Origin of the sequence: Pseudonocardia sp. EV170527-09 (assembly GCF_008369905.1) — a bacterium.
GTDB lineage: Bacteria > Actinomycetota > Actinomycetes > Mycobacteriales > Pseudonocardiaceae > Pseudonocardia.
Window position 1 is genome coordinate 1 of sequence record NZ_VRMC01000013.1, and the last position, 12646, is coordinate 12646.

General features: G+C 73.7%; 12 protein-coding genes and 1 pseudogene. 6 read left to right on the plus strand and 7 right to left on the minus strand.

Annotated features, from left to right (window positions below; translation table 11 throughout):
* The first annotated feature begins 223 nt into the window (after positions 1-223).
* The 3 genes from FVA95_RS05810 to FVA95_RS05820 all read left to right on the plus strand — a co-directional run bounded on the left by FVA95_RS05810 (position 224) and on the right by FVA95_RS05820 (position 1575).
* Positions 224-535 (plus strand): helix-turn-helix transcriptional regulator, encoded by a 312-nt coding sequence (locus tag FVA95_RS05810; RefSeq protein ID WP_149663288.1) that lies wholly within the window; start codon positions 224-226, stop codon positions 533-535.
* Entirely contained in the window at positions 495-1268 is a 774-nt protein-coding gene (locus FVA95_RS05815; protein ID WP_205015770.1) for an NAD(P)H-dependent oxidoreductase, read from the plus strand. Before FVA95_RS05810 ends, FVA95_RS05815 begins: the two co-directional genes overlap by 41 nt.
* 130 nt (positions 1269-1398) lie before the next feature.
* Positions 1399-1575 carry a helix-turn-helix domain-containing protein gene (locus FVA95_RS05820; protein ID WP_205015771.1) on the plus strand — a complete coding sequence of 59 codons (177 nt, stop codon included), beginning with the start codon at positions 1399-1401 and terminating at the stop codon, positions 1573-1575.
* On the opposite strand, the gene egtD is transcribed toward FVA95_RS05820, so the two are convergent.
* The 4 genes from egtD to egtA all read right to left on the minus strand — a co-directional run bounded on the left by egtD (position 1562) and on the right by egtA (position 6045).
* Positions 1562-2551: an L-histidine N(alpha)-methyltransferase gene (gene egtD, locus FVA95_RS05825; protein WP_149663289.1), complete on the minus strand. Its 990-nt coding sequence runs from the start codon at positions 2549-2551 to the stop codon at positions 1562-1564. The two genes, FVA95_RS05820 and egtD, sit on opposite strands and share 14 nt — an antisense overlap.
* Positions 2548-3297: an ergothioneine biosynthesis protein EgtC gene (gene egtC / locus FVA95_RS05830; protein WP_149663290.1), complete on the minus strand. Its 750-nt coding sequence runs from the start codon at positions 3295-3297 to the stop codon at positions 2548-2550. The genes egtD and egtC overlap by 4 nt, the downstream gene beginning before the upstream one ends.
* Positions 3290-4579 carry an ergothioneine biosynthesis protein EgtB gene (gene egtB / locus FVA95_RS05835; protein WP_370460837.1) on the minus strand — a complete coding sequence of 430 codons (1290 nt, stop codon included), beginning with the start codon at positions 4577-4579 and terminating at the stop codon, positions 3290-3292. The genes egtC and egtB overlap by 8 nt, the downstream gene beginning before the upstream one ends.
* A gap of 68 nt (positions 4580-4647) precedes the next feature.
* Entirely contained in the window at positions 4648-6045 is a 1398-nt protein-coding gene (gene egtA, locus FVA95_RS05840) for an ergothioneine biosynthesis glutamate--cysteine ligase EgtA (RefSeq protein ID WP_240051302.1), read from the minus strand.
* A 123-nt stretch (positions 6046-6168) separates the two neighbouring features.
* Here egtA and FVA95_RS05845 point away from each other — a divergent pair, with 123 nt between their 5' ends.
* From FVA95_RS05845 to FVA95_RS05855, 3 genes are read left to right on the plus strand one after another with little or no spacing between them, the layout of a single operon-like run.
* Positions 6169-6741 carry a TetR/AcrR family transcriptional regulator gene (locus tag FVA95_RS05845; protein WP_020625434.1) on the plus strand — a complete coding sequence of 191 codons (573 nt, stop codon included), beginning with the start codon at positions 6169-6171 and terminating at the stop codon, positions 6739-6741.
* Positions 6742-6768: 27 nt separating this feature from the next.
* Positions 6769-7773, plus strand: a complete 1005-nt coding sequence (locus FVA95_RS05850; RefSeq protein WP_149663292.1) for a dihydroxyacetone kinase subunit DhaK — start codon at positions 6769-6771, stop codon at positions 7771-7773.
* Positions 7770-8396: a DAK2 domain-containing protein gene (locus FVA95_RS05855; RefSeq protein ID WP_075311737.1), complete on the plus strand. Its 627-nt coding sequence runs from the start codon at positions 7770-7772 to the stop codon at positions 8394-8396. Before FVA95_RS05850 ends, FVA95_RS05855 begins: the two co-directional genes overlap by 4 nt.
* Before the next feature lie 18 nt (positions 8397-8414).
* Here the strand turns inward: FVA95_RS05855 and FVA95_RS05860 are convergent.
* The 3 genes and pseudogenes from FVA95_RS05860 to FVA95_RS05870 form a co-directional block, all read right to left on the minus strand.
* Positions 8415-10303, minus strand: a pseudogene (locus FVA95_RS05860) (ABC transporter ATP-binding protein).
* A 178-nt stretch (positions 10304-10481) separates the two neighbouring features.
* Positions 10482-10691: a helix-turn-helix domain-containing protein gene (locus FVA95_RS05865; RefSeq protein WP_010240451.1), complete on the minus strand. Its 210-nt coding sequence runs from the start codon at positions 10689-10691 to the stop codon at positions 10482-10484.
* Positions 10692-10992: 301 nt separating this feature from the next.
* On the minus strand, positions 10993-12615 hold the full coding sequence (locus FVA95_RS05870; RefSeq protein ID WP_020625428.1) for an ABC-F family ATP-binding cassette domain-containing protein: 1623 nt from the start codon (positions 12613-12615) through the stop codon (positions 10993-10995).
* Positions 12616-12646: the final 31 nt, after the last annotated feature.

A 12646-nucleotide genomic window follows, 5' to 3' on the forward strand; every position in this document is an offset into this window, starting at 1 on the left:
TCTCGTTCTCAGCAGAGCCCATAGGGTCTGATGTCATCACTCACAGTGCCCATCCCGCCGGACGCTGAGGTCCGGCGTGTCGGGCCGGAACCACCGTTCGTTGCACAGGCCCGATGATCATCGACGCCCCGTCGTCCAGGCCTGACCGATGCGCCGTGGGACGGGTCCGAGCCGCGATGTTCCTGCTCATCAGGGGCGGACCTGTCGATGAGAGGATCGCGCGATGACCGTGGCGTTGGTGGACGTGCTGAAGGCACTGGGGAATCCCACGCGCCTGCAGATCATGGAGTGGCTGCGCACGCCCGAGGCGTCGTTCAGCGAGTACGAGCCGATGGCGGACCGGGCGATGGCTGGGGTCTGCGTCACGCATCTCGCATCGAAGACCGGTTTGTCCCAGTCGACGATCTCCACGTACATGACCACGTTGGAACGGGTGGGCCTCGTCCGGTCGACACGGGTCGGCAAGTGGACCCACTACAGACGGGCCGACGCGGGTGTCGAGGAGCTACTGGCCCGTCTCAGGGATCACATCTGATCGACACTTCGACGATTGTCGATATGATTCCGCCATGTCCACGGTCCCCACGGTGTCCTCCGTCCGTCGCGCCCTGATCGTCCATGCGCATCCCGAGCCGGGTTCTTTCTCGACCGCGCAGGCTGCCGCGGCCGCAGCACATCTGCGTTCTCGTGGTGTCGCCGTCGACACCATCGACCTCTACGCGCACGGGTGGGACCCGACGCTGTCGCGGACACAGTTCGCGAGCGGGTCCGGCTACTTCAAGCCGCAGGTCGAGCAGATGCGTCAGATCAGCGGCGGAGTGGTGTCCGAACCGGTCGGAAGCCATCTGGAGCTGCTCCAGGGGGCGGACCTGCTGATCCTGTCCTTCCCGCTGTGGTGGTTCTCGATGCCCGCGATCCTGAAGGGCAGGGTCGACCGGGTGTTCGTCATGGGCGCGCTGTTCGGTGGCGAGCACGGAATCCTTCGCAACGGGGCCATGCGCGGAAAGAAGGCCATGGTGCTACTGACGACGGGAGGTGACGAGTCCGCGTTCCGCCGCGGCGCAGCGGACGGGTTCGGTGACCTCGACGCGTTCCTGTTCCACGTCCACCGGGGGATGTTCGAGTTCGTCGGCTACGACGTCGTGCCGCCCTTCGTCACCTACGGTCCGGCTCGGCTGGACGCGGAGGCTCGTGCCGATGCTCTCGCGCAGGTGCCCGCCCACCTCGACTCCGTCCTCGATCCGACCTCGGCGGAACAACCCGTGTGAACCGCCCCGGGTTCAGCGGGAGCGGCAGACGCGCCGCGCGGAGGTCTGTCCACCGACCCGCGGGCCCGCCGGGTCACCCTGGCCCTGCTCGACGATCCCGCCGACGACCGCGCCACCGCCGCTGCTGCGGATGCGGGTCGCACTGGAGCAGCTGGCCTCGGGCCGCCCGGTCGGCGTGGTCGCCCGGCACGTCGGCTACGCGACGCCCTCGGCGTTCGTCGCGGCGGTCCGCCGGGAGACCGGGACCACGCCGTCGGCGGTGCTGCGCCCGGCCGGCGCAGCACCGCCGGAGCTCAGGCGGCGGTGAACAGGGTCAGCGCGAACCGCGCGTCGGGGTCGACCCAGCGGCGCGTCGTGGCGAACCCGGCCGCGGCGGCGAACGCGTCGACCGTCGCCGGGGTGAACTTCGCCGAGATCTCGGTGGCGAGCTCCTCCCCCGCGACGAACGCGACGTCGAGGTCGAGGTCGGCGATCCGGACCCGCATGTCGCGGGTGGCGCGCAACCGCATCTCGATCCACGAGTTCTCCGCGTCCCACACCGCGACGTGGTCGAACGCGTCGACGTCGAAGGTCGCGTCGAGCTCCCGGTTGAGCACGCGCAGCACGTTGCGATTGAACTCCGCGGTGATCCCGGCGGCGTCGTCGTAGGCGGGGACCATCACGGCCGGGTCGGTGACCAGGCCGGTGCCGAGCAGCAGCTGCTCCCCGGGCCGCAGCACCGAGCGGACGTGCCGCAGGAACTCGTGGCGCGGGCCGGGCATGAGGTTGCCGATGGTGCCGCCGAGGAAGGCGATCATCCGTTTCCCGCCCGGCTCGGCACCGGGCAGCCGGTCCAGGTCACGGGTGAAGTCGCCGACCACGCCGTGCAGCTCCAGCTCCGGGTAGTCCCGGTGGAGCTCGTCGATGGCGCCGCGCAGGGCGGACTCGCTGACGTCCTGCGGGACGTAGCGGCGCAACGTCCCGGCACGGGCGAACGCGTCGAGCAGCAACCGGGTCTTGGTCGAGGACCCCGACCCCAGCTCGACGACGGTGTCGGCGCCCGAGGCGCGGGCGATGTCGTCCACGGAGTCGGTGAGCAGGGCCCGCTCGGTGCGGAAGGGGTAGTACTCGGGCAGCTCGGTGATCCGCTCGAACAGCTCGGATCCCCGGGCGTCGTAGAACCACTTCGGCGGCAGTTCCTTCGGCGACGCGGCGAGCCCGCGCGTCACATCGGACCGCAGCGCGGTGTCGGCATCGGATTCGGTGAGGTGGACGTCCAGTTGAATGGCGCCGGGAGTGCTCACGGAGCTCCTAGGTCATGACTCTCGTGGTGGCCCGGTCGGGCCACCACCAGGTGCCGGTCGGGCACCCGGGTCCAGTCGGGGAACGCATGGGTCGGTTCGGAGGCGACGGTCACGCAGGCCGAGCCGACCCGGACGGCGAGCGCGTGCCGCCAGGCCGTCGCCCAGATCGTCGTGCCGTCGGTCAGCAGCAGGTTCAGCCGCGAGCCGGGCGCGGTCCGTTCGGTGTCGGCGCAGACCCTGGCCAGCAGGTCGGCCGGGTCGGCGCCGTCGGCGAGACCCCGCCGGACCACTGCCCACAGCAGTGCCGCGTCGGTGGGGGCGTCGAGGGTCATCAGGTCGGTGACGGGCAGTGCCGCCGCGGCTTCCGCGAGGGACTCCGGCCAGCCGCGGACGACGCCGTTGTGGCTAAACAGCCACCGCCCGTCGGTGAAGGGGGCGGCGGCCGTCGCGGTGACCGGCATCCCGACCGTCGCCGAGCGGACGGCGGCGAGCACGGCACCCGACGTCGTCGCCCCGGCCAGCGCGGCGTAGGACGTGTCGGACCACAGCGGCGAGGCCGAGCGGACCCGCACCGGCGTCGTGCTCCCGGGCGGGTACCAGCCGGTGCCGTGGCCGTCGGCGTTGATCGTGCCGCCACCGCGCATGTCGGCCGGTGCGTAGGACTGCGCGAGCAGCCCGTGCTCCGGTTCCAGGACCAGGGACGCCAGTGTGGCCGGTTCCCCCAGGTATGCGAGGTGCCTACACACCGGCGTCGCGGACCAGCCGGAACCCGGCGAAGATCTGTCGGCGGATCGGGTGGTCCCAGTTGCGGAACGTCGCCCGGATCGCCGCCGGATCGGTGCCGAACGACCCGCCGCGCAGGACGGCGTAGTCCCCGCCGAAGAAGACCTCCGAGTACTCGGGGTACGGGAAGACGGTGAACCCCGGGTAGGGGTGCCAGCCGGAGTCGCACCACTCCCAGACGTCGCCGACCATCTGCTGCACCCCGAGCGCGGACGCCCCCGCCGGGTAGGCCCCGATCGGGGCCGGCTGCAGGTGCCGCTGACCGAGGTTGGCGTGCTCGGCGCGCGGCTCGTCGTCACCCCAGGGGAAGCGCCGCGAGCGGCCGGTCGCCGGGTCGAAGCGGGCGGCCTTCTCCCACTCCGCCTCGGTGGGCAGCCGCTTGCCGACCCAGCGGGCGTAGGCCTGTGCCTCGTGGAAGGACACGTGCACGACGGGCTCGTCGTCGGGCACCCGCTCGACGATCCCGAACCGGCGCCGCCACCAGGTGCCGTCGGCGTCGCGGGACCAGAACCGCGGCGCGGCCAGCCCTTCCTCCGTGCGGTGCGCCCAGCCGGCGTCGGTCCACAGCCGCGGGTCGTCGTAGCCGCCCGCGTCGACGAACGCCGCGAACGCACCGTTGGTGACCGGGTGCACGTCGATCCGGAACGCGGGCAGGTCGACGACGTGCGCGGGCCGCTCGTTGTCCAGCGCCCACGGCTCGGCCGAGGTGCCCATCTCGAACGGGCCCGCCGGGACGAGGACCTCCGCCGCCGGGTCGACCGCACCGGCCGGGCGGGGCGGCGGGGCGGCGTCGAGCACCGGCGCCCCGGAGCGCAGCTGGTGGGTGGCGAGCATGGTCTCGTCGTGCTGCTGCTCGTGCTGGACGATCATCCCGAACGCGAAGCCCTCGGCCTCCAACCGGCGACCGCGCAGCGGGCTGCGGTGCAGCGCGTCGAGCGCCTTGTCCCGCACCTCGGCGACGTAGCCGCGGGCCTCGGTCGGGGTGAGCAGCGGCAGCGTGACCCGCGAGGAGCGGGAGTGCTGGAACGCGTCGTAGAGGCCGTCGATCTCCGGGCGCAGCGGCTCGCGACCGCCCACGTCACGGACGAGCCACAGCTCCTCCATCGACCCGATGTGCGCGAGGTCCCAGACCAGCGGCGACATCAGCGGCGAGTGCTGGGCCTGCAGCTCACCGTCGTCGAGATCGGTCAGCGCGGTGCTGCGGCCCCGCGAGCGGTCCAGCAGCGCCGCGACCCGGGTGCGCATGGTCTCCGGGCGCTCCCCGGGCGTCGCGGGTCCGGTCAGGGGTCCGGTGGGAACGGTGGGGTCGGCGGTCATGCCACGTCCTCCTCGGCGGCTCGGGTGGTCGGGGTGGCGTCGCCGGGTCGGCCGGGGCCTCGACCGGCCCGGGCGGGCTGGTACAGCCCCGGCGGGAACGGGGCGGTGGCCGGCCCCGCGCCGTGCTCGGCCGGGTCGGCCTCGTCGGCGGGGCAGCGCCCGCGCAGCACACGCTGCTCGGTGACCTCCCGCAGCCGGTCCAGCAGCGGTGCGGGGGCGGTGGTCAGCGGGTGCGTGCCGGCGGCGAGCACGTCGCAGGCCAGCGGGAACAACGCGGCCGCTGCGGCGGCGAGCCCGGGGTGGCCCAGCCCGTCGCGGGCGGCGGCGACCCACTCGTCGCGGACCGGCTCGCACAGCTCGCGGACCCGGTCGACGACGGTGTCGGTGGTCAGCGCGAGCAGGACCGCGGCGGGCAGCGCCCAGTCCTCGCCGGCCTGGCCGTCGACGTAGCGCACCTCGAGGTATCCCTGCGGACGGACCGGCGGGAACAGGGTCGAGACGTGGTAGTCGAGGTCGGCCAGTGTCGGCGGCCGGTCGAGGACACCGCCACGGGCGCGGCCGGACACCCAGTCGGCGAAGGTGACCCCGGCCGGCACCGACCAGGTCCCGGTGCCGCGCACGCACAGCAGCGGGGTGGTGACCACCCGGCGCGCCCACGCCGCGGCCGGGTCCGCACCGGCCGCCGCGATGGACGGCGGCGCGGTCCGCGAGGGGTCCAGGCTCAGCCAGCACGCCTGCCGGGAGGACTTCCAGCCGGTGCGGCGGCCGTGCTGCACCGGCGAGTTCGCGAACGCCGCGAGCAGCACCGGGCCGAGCTCGTGCAGGACCGCCCAGCGGTCGGCGATCCCGGCGGCCGGGCCGGCGTCCAGGCTGACCTGCACCGCGGCCGTGGAGCACATGCCGCTGCGGCCGTGCGGGCCGACGCCGTCGAACACGCACTCCATCGCCGCGTAGCGCGGCAGGTCCAGCAGCCGCCGGGCGGGCCGGACCGGGTCGGCGGCACGGTCGTGCGGACGCAGGCCGTACTCGGCGAGCAGTCCGTGGAGATGGGCGGAGTCGGCGGTGAGGGCGCCGAGGAGGGCCTCGAGCGAGCCGGCGGGAGCGCTGGAGATCTCGATCTGGCCGCCCGGCTCGACGGTCACGGTGCCGCCCGCGGGGAGCGGGGCCGCGTGCGAGGCGGGGTCCAGGGAGGCCGGGCAGTGCGGGCCGAGCGCGGCACGCACGGCGCCGAGGTCGACCGGGTCGGCCGGGTGACCGGGTCGGTGGAGCATCCATTCGATCTCGACACCGGCCAGGGTCGGGGGGCCGTGTTTGAAGCAGACCGAAGCGACGTAGGCCTCGGCCTCCCCCACGCTGCGGAGCACACCGTCGGTGCTCTGGTGGTCCAGGGTCACCAGGTCGACGCTACCCCCGACGTGTGACACCCGCACGCGATGAAATCGTGTTCCGCGGGACCGCGGGTGACCGGCGACACGGCCGTCCCCCCATGCAGGACAAGCGTACGGAATACTGGGGGCATGCCCCGTGTCAGCACCGACCAGCTCGCCGCGCGCCGGCAGCAGATCCTCTCCGGTGCCCGGACCTGCTTCGCCGACCACGGCTACGAGGGCGCCACCGTCCGCAGGCTCGAGGAGTACACCGGGCTGTCCCGTGGCGCGATCTTCCACTACTTCCGGGACAAGGAGGCGCTTTTCCTGGCCCTCGCCGAGCAGGACGCCACCCGGATGGCCGACGTCGTCGCGGAGCAGGGCCTGGTGCAGGTCATGCGCGACCTGCTGCGCGACGGATCGGACCGCAGCTGGCTGGGCACCCGCCTGGAGGTCTCGCGACGGCTGCGCACCGAGCCGGAGTTCCGGGCCCGCTGGCAGCAGCACTCCGGTGCGCTGACGGCCGCGACCCGGGCGCGGCTGGAACGCCAGGCCGCGGCCGGCGCCCTGCGCGACGACGTGCCGGTCCCGGTGCTCGCCCAGTACCTGGAGCTGGTGCTGGAGGGGCTCGTGTCGCACCTGGCGATGGGCCTGCCCGCCGACGACCTCGGCCCGGTGCTCGACCTCGTGGAGAACGCGGTCCGCGCGCCGTTGATGCGCTGACCGCCCGCGGCCAGCATGATCGGCGCCATGCCGTTCCCCTTCCACCCCGCGGGCGACGACCCCGTGCCGGCCGCCGTCCGCGGGTTCGCCCGGGCCCACGCCGACCTCGTCGTCCTGCACGAGGACCCGATCCACCTGGTCGCCCGCGATCGGGCACCCGGCAGGCGGGTCGGGCTGGTCTCCGGTGGGGGCTCCGGCCACGAGCCGCTGCACGCCGGGTTCCTCGGCCGCGGGATGCTCGACGCCGTCGCCCCCGGCCCGGTGTTCACCTCCCCGCACAACAAGGCCGTGCTGCACGCCTCCCGGGCCGCCGCCGGCCCGGACGGGGTCCTGCACGTCGTGAAGAACTACACGGGCGACCGGATCAACTTCGGCATCGCCGCGGAGCGGCTGCGGATGGAGGGCGTCGACGTCGCCCGGGTCCTCGTCGACGACGACCTGGCCACCGACGGGCTCGACACCGCGACCGGGCGGCGCGGGACCGGGGCGACCGTCGTCGTCGAGAAGATCCTCGGGGCCGCCGCGGACACCGGCGCCGGGCTCACCGAGCTCGCGACGCTGGGCACGGACGTCGCCGCCGCCTCGCGCAGCCTCGCCGTCGCCTCCCGCGCGCAGAGCTCGGCCCGCACCGGGGAGCCCGCGTTCGCCCTCGACGGGCAGCTCGACTACGGCGTCGGCATCCACGGCGAGCGGGCGCGGCGTTCGGTCGACCGGCCGCCCACCGAGGAGCTCGTCGACCGGATGCTCGACGAGATCGTCGCCGGCCTGCCCGCGGGCCCCGACCAGGTCGTCCTGGTCGTCAACGGCATGGGGGGCACGGCACTGCTGGAGCTGTACGTGCTCGCCGAGCTGGCCGCCGTCGCGCTGGAGGCACGCGGGCTGGAGCGGGTCGGCCTGCTCGTCGGCACCTTCGTGCCCGCCCTGGACATGGCAGGCTTCTCCCTCACCCTGACCCGGATGCGCCCGGAGTGGACGGACCTGTGGTCCGCCCCCGCACGGACGGCAGCCTTCCCCCGGACGGAGACCTCATGACCGGCCAGCGGATCGACCAGGACGCCGTGCTGGCCCGGTTCGCCCGGGCCGTCGAGGACGGCCACGGCGCACTCACCGACCTCGACCAGCACTCCGGCGACGGCGACTACGGCGACAACCTGCGTGCCGGGGTCCGGCTGGCCGTCGCGCTCGCGGAGCGCGGCCCGCAGCGCGGTTTCGGCGCGCTCGGCGAGGTCTTCCTCGACGAGGTCGGCGGCACCAGCGGCCCGCTGCTGGGCCTGCTGTTCTCCGAGATCGCCCGCGCGCTGTCCTACGGCTCGGCCGACGCGGCCGCGTTCGCCGCGGGCGCCCGGGCCGGGCTGACCGCGATCCAGCGGGTCGGCGAGGCCGAGGTGGGCGACCGGACGATGGTCGACGCGCTCGCCCCCGCCGTGACCGCGCTGGACCGTGCGGGGTTCGCCGCGGCGGCGGCCGCGGCCCTCGACGGCGCCGAACGGACCGCGGAGCTCGCGGCCCGGCACGGCCGCGCGTCCTACGTCGGGGAGCGCGCGAAGGGCGCACCGGACCCCGGCGCGGTCGGCGTCGCGCTGCTGTTCGCCGCGGTCGCCGCGGTCGCCGAGCCCGATGCCGAGGTGGCGGACCCGCTGGCCGGGCGGACCTGAGCGCCGTCCGCGGGCCGTTCAGCTCGCGGTCGCGGCCGGGAGGAACTGGGTGCGGTAGAGGGTGGCGTAGCGGCCGTCGGCGGCCAGCAGCTCGTCGTGGGTCCCGGACTCGACGATCCGACCGCCCTCCAGCACCGCGATCCGGTCGGCCGCCCGCACGGTGGACAGCCGGTGCGCGATGACGATCGCCGTCCGCCCGACCAGCGCCTCGGCCAGTGCCTCCTGCACCGCGGCCTCGGACTCGGAGTCGAGGTGGGCGGTGGCCTCGTCGAGGATCACCACCCGCGGGCGGGCCAGCAGCAGCCGGGCGATGGTCAGGCGCTGGCGCTCGCCGCCGGAGAGCCGGTAGCCGCGCTCCCCCACCACCGTGTCGAGGCCGTCGGGCAGCGTGTCGAGCAGGTCGCCGAGCCGGGCGCGGCGCAACGCGTCGACCATGTCGTCGTCGGTGGCGGCGGGTGCGGCGTAGCGCAGGTTCCCGGCGATGGTGTCGTGGAACAGGTGCCCGTCCTGGGTGACCATGCCGACGGCACCGCGCAGCGTGGCGAACGACAGGTCCCGCACGTCCACCCCGGACAGCTCCACCGAGCCGGAGTCGACGTCGTAGAGCCGGGGGACCAGCGAGGCGAGCGTGGACTTCCCGGCCCCGGACGACCCGACCAGGGCCAGCAGGCCACCGCCGTGGACGTGCAGGTCGACGCCGTGCAGCACCTCGGCGTTGACCCGCTGGTCGAGCACCGCGACCTCCTCCAGCGAGGCCAGGGAGACGTCCGTGGCGCTGGGGTAGGTGAACCGGACCCCGCGCAGGGCCACGTCGACGGGGCCGTCGGGCAGCGGGGCCGGGTCGGGCCGCTCGGTCAGCATCGGACGCAGGTCGAGCACCTCGAAGACCCGCTCGAAGGCGACCAACGCGGTCATGACGTCGACGCGGGCGTTGGCCAGCGCCGTCATCGGGGTGTAGAGCCGGGTCAGCAGCAGCCCGAGCGCGACGACGGTGCCCGCCGGAATCGACCCGGTCACCGCGAGGTAGCCGCCGAGACCGTAGATCATGGCCTGGGCCAGCGCGGACACCAGCTGCAGCGCGGTGACGAACAGCCGCGACACCATCGCCGACCGGACACCGATGTCCCGCACCCGCGACACCTGGCCGCGGAAGACGGCGGCCTCGGAGTCGGGGTCGCCGAACAGCTTCACCAGCGTGGCGCCGGGTGCGGAGAACCGCTCGGTCATCTGGTTGCCCATGGTGGCGTTGAGCTCGGCGGCCTCGCGGCGCAGCTCGGCGAGCCAGGTCCCCATCCGCCGGGCCGGGAGCACGAACACCGGCAGCAGCAGCATCGCCAGCACGGTGACCTGCCAGGCCAGCCCGATCATGACCGCGACGGCCAGCACGAGCTGGATGCTGTTGGACAGCACGGTGGACAGGGTGCCGGTGATGGCGGTCTGGGCGCCGATCACGTCGTTGTTGAGCCTGCTGACCAGCGCCCCGGTCCGGGTGCGGGAGAAGAACGCCAGCGGCATCGACTGGACGTGGCGAACACCGCCACCCGCAGGTCCTCGATCAGGCCCTCACCGAGCCGCGCGGAGAACCAGCGTCCGGTGAGCCCGACCACCGCCTCCAGGACGGCCATCCCGGCGATCGCCCCGGCGATCACCATCACGACCCGGGCGGCGTCGGGCAGGTCGTTCGCCGCGACGATCGTGTTGACCACGCGGCCGGCCAGCACCGGCGTGGCGACCCCGATCACCGCGGTGACGGTGGTCAGGGCCAGGTAGGACAACAGCCAGCGACGGTAGGGCCGGACGAAGCCCCAGATCCGGGGCCAGGTGCCCCGCGCGATGGAGCCACGGCGGATGGACGTCGAGTCCGCCCCCCGGATGACCCCGCGCATCAGGGTGAGCGGGCGATCCAACGGTGTTCCCCTTCGCCGGTGGTGGACGGCGAGGGTTCACGTTACGGCGCGCACGGCGGGCGGGCGCGGCGATCACGCGCCCGGCGGCCCGGGGCCCGGGCACACGACCGACCCGGGACACACGACGACGCCGCCCCGGGCCCACGTCTCGACCCGGCCGGCGGCGCCGACGAGAGAGCTACTTCTTCTTGGTACGGGTCGCGCCGCCGCGCCCGCGCAGCGTCACACCCGTCTCGGACAGGACCCGGTGGACGAATCCGTACGACCGCCCGGTCTGCTCGGCCAGCGAACGGATGCTGGCGCCCTTCTCGTACTTCTTCTTCAGGTCGGCGGCGAGTTTGCCCCGCTGCGTCCCGGTGATCCGGGCGCCCTTCTTCAGCTCGGCCATCGGCCCTCCTCATCCCCTCCGCGGATGCCCCCGCGGATCGCCGCATCAGCCGCGACGATCAGGTCATGATGATCCAGTTGGCGATTTATGACCAGATCGCGGAAAACGCGATCGGCGAACGGTTACCCCGAACGGCCCAGCACCGCGAGCACCGTTCGACGGCGACGTCCGTCGGGTGGCGCAACGAACCACCCGTCGGGACCGGCCGAGAAGGTCGCCGCCGCCGCACGCGACACGTGCCGGACACGTCCGATGATCGTGGTGGTCCGGTCGGGTGATCACCGCGGCGTGCGGTGACCGGTCAGGCGAGCTGAACCAGTTCCAGGTAGTCGGCCGACCAGTGGTCCTCGGTGCCGTCGGGCAGCACGATCACCCGGTCCGGCTCCAGCGCCTCGACCGCGCCCGGGTCGTGGGTGACGAGCACGACGGCGCCCTCGAAGCGGCGCAGCGCGTCGAGCACCTGCTCGCGGCTGGCCGGATCCAGGTTGTTGGTCGGCTCGTCGAGCAGCAGCACGTTCGCCGCCGAGGACACCAGCCCGGCCAGGGCGAGCCGGGTCCGCTCACCGCCGGACAGCGTCCCGGCGGGCTGCTCGAGCTGCTCCCCGGAGAACATGAACGACCCGAGAAGGGTCCGCAGCTGCTGCTCGGGGGCGTCCGGGCTGGCGTGGCGGATGTTGTCCCAGACCGAGGCGTCCATGTCGAGCGTGTCGTGCTCCTGGGCGAAGTAGCCCCGGCGCAGCCCGTGGCCGGGGACGACACCGCCCGAGTCGGACTCCTCGGTGCCGGCCAGGATCCGCAGCAGCGTCGTCTTCCCGGCGCCGTTGAAGCCCAGCACCACGACCTTCGACCCGCGGTCCACCGCGAGGTCCACCCCGGTGAAGACCTCCAGCGACCCGTAGGCCTTGGACAGGTTCTCCGCGGTGAGCGGGGTCCGCCCGCAGGGCGCCGGGGTCGGGAACCGGATGTGCGCGACGCGGTCGGCCTGACGCTCGTCGTCCAGGCCGGCGAGCAGTGCGTCGGCGCGGCGGGCCATGTTCTTCGCCGCGACGGCCTTGGTGGCCTTCGCGCCCATCTTCGCGGCCTGCACGTGCAGCGCCGACGCCTTCTTCTCGGCGTTGGCCCGCTCACGGCGACGACGCTTCTCGTCGGTGGCGCGCGCCTCCAGGTACCGCTTCCAGTCCATGTTGTACTGGTCGGCCTCGCCGCGGGTCGCGTCGAGGAACCAGACCTTGTTCACCACCGCGGCCAGCAGCTCGGTGTCGTGGCTGATCACGACGAGCCCGCCCTCGTGGGACTGCAGGAACCCGCGCAGCCAGGTGATCGAGTCGGCGTCGAGGTGGTTGGTGGGCTCGTCGAGCAGCAGCGTGGTCGCCGACTGCGACCCGCCGTCGGAGGCCGCGAACAGGATCCGGGCCAGCTCCACGCGCCGGCGCTGACCGCCCGACAGCGTGCGCATCGGCTGGGCGAGCACCCGCTCGGGCAGTCCCAGGTGGGTGCAGATCCGCGCGGCCTCGGACTCCGCGGCGTAGCCGCCGAGGGCGGAGAACCGCTCCTCCAGCCGGCCGTACTCGCGGATCGCCTTGTCGTTCGCGGCCGGGTCGGCCAGCTCGGCCATCGCCGTCTGCGCCTTCTCCATCTTCGCGAGCAGCACGTCCAGGCCGCGGGCCGAGAGCACCCGATCCTTCGCCGTCACCGACAGGTCGCCCTCGCGCGGGTCCTGCGGCAGGTAGCCGACCGGGGAGTTCGCGGTCCGCTGCCCGGAGTACGGCTCTCCCTCACCGGCCAGCACCCGCATCGAGGTGGTCTTGCCCGCGCCGTTGCGCCCGACCAGACCGATCCGGTCGCCGGGCTGCACCCGCAGGGTCGCACCGGAGAGCAGGATGCGAGACCCGGCACGCAGTTCGAGGTCGGTCGTGGTGATCACGTGAAAGGGCTCCAGACGGAGGACGAGGAGT

What these genes read in the sequence shown, in the direction of transcription:
- FVA95_RS05850 (WP_149663292.1), top strand. Translation starts at nt 6,769, where the DNA reads ATGCCGTTCCCCTTCCACCCCGCGGGCGACGACCCCGTGCCGGCCGCC.
- FVA95_RS05820 (WP_205015771.1), top strand. Translation starts at nt 1,399, where the DNA reads ATGCGGGTCGCACTGGAGCAGCTGGCCTCGGGCCGCCCGGTCGGCGTG.
- FVA95_RS05865 (WP_010240451.1), bottom strand. Translation starts at nt 10,691, where the DNA reads ATGGCCGAGCTGAAGAAGGGCGCCCGGATCACCGGGACGCAGCGGGGC.
- FVA95_RS05810 (WP_149663288.1), top strand. Translation starts at nt 224, where the DNA reads ATGACCGTGGCGTTGGTGGACGTGCTGAAGGCACTGGGGAATCCCACG.
- egtB (WP_370460837.1), bottom strand. Translation starts at nt 4,579, where the DNA reads ATGCGCACCCGGGTCGCGGCGCTGCTGGACCGCTCGCGGGGCCGCAGC.
- FVA95_RS05845 (WP_020625434.1), top strand. Translation starts at nt 6,169, where the DNA reads ATGCCCCGTGTCAGCACCGACCAGCTCGCCGCGCGCCGGCAGCAGATC.
- FVA95_RS05855 (WP_075311737.1), top strand. Translation starts at nt 7,770, where the DNA reads ATGACCGGCCAGCGGATCGACCAGGACGCCGTGCTGGCCCGGTTCGCC.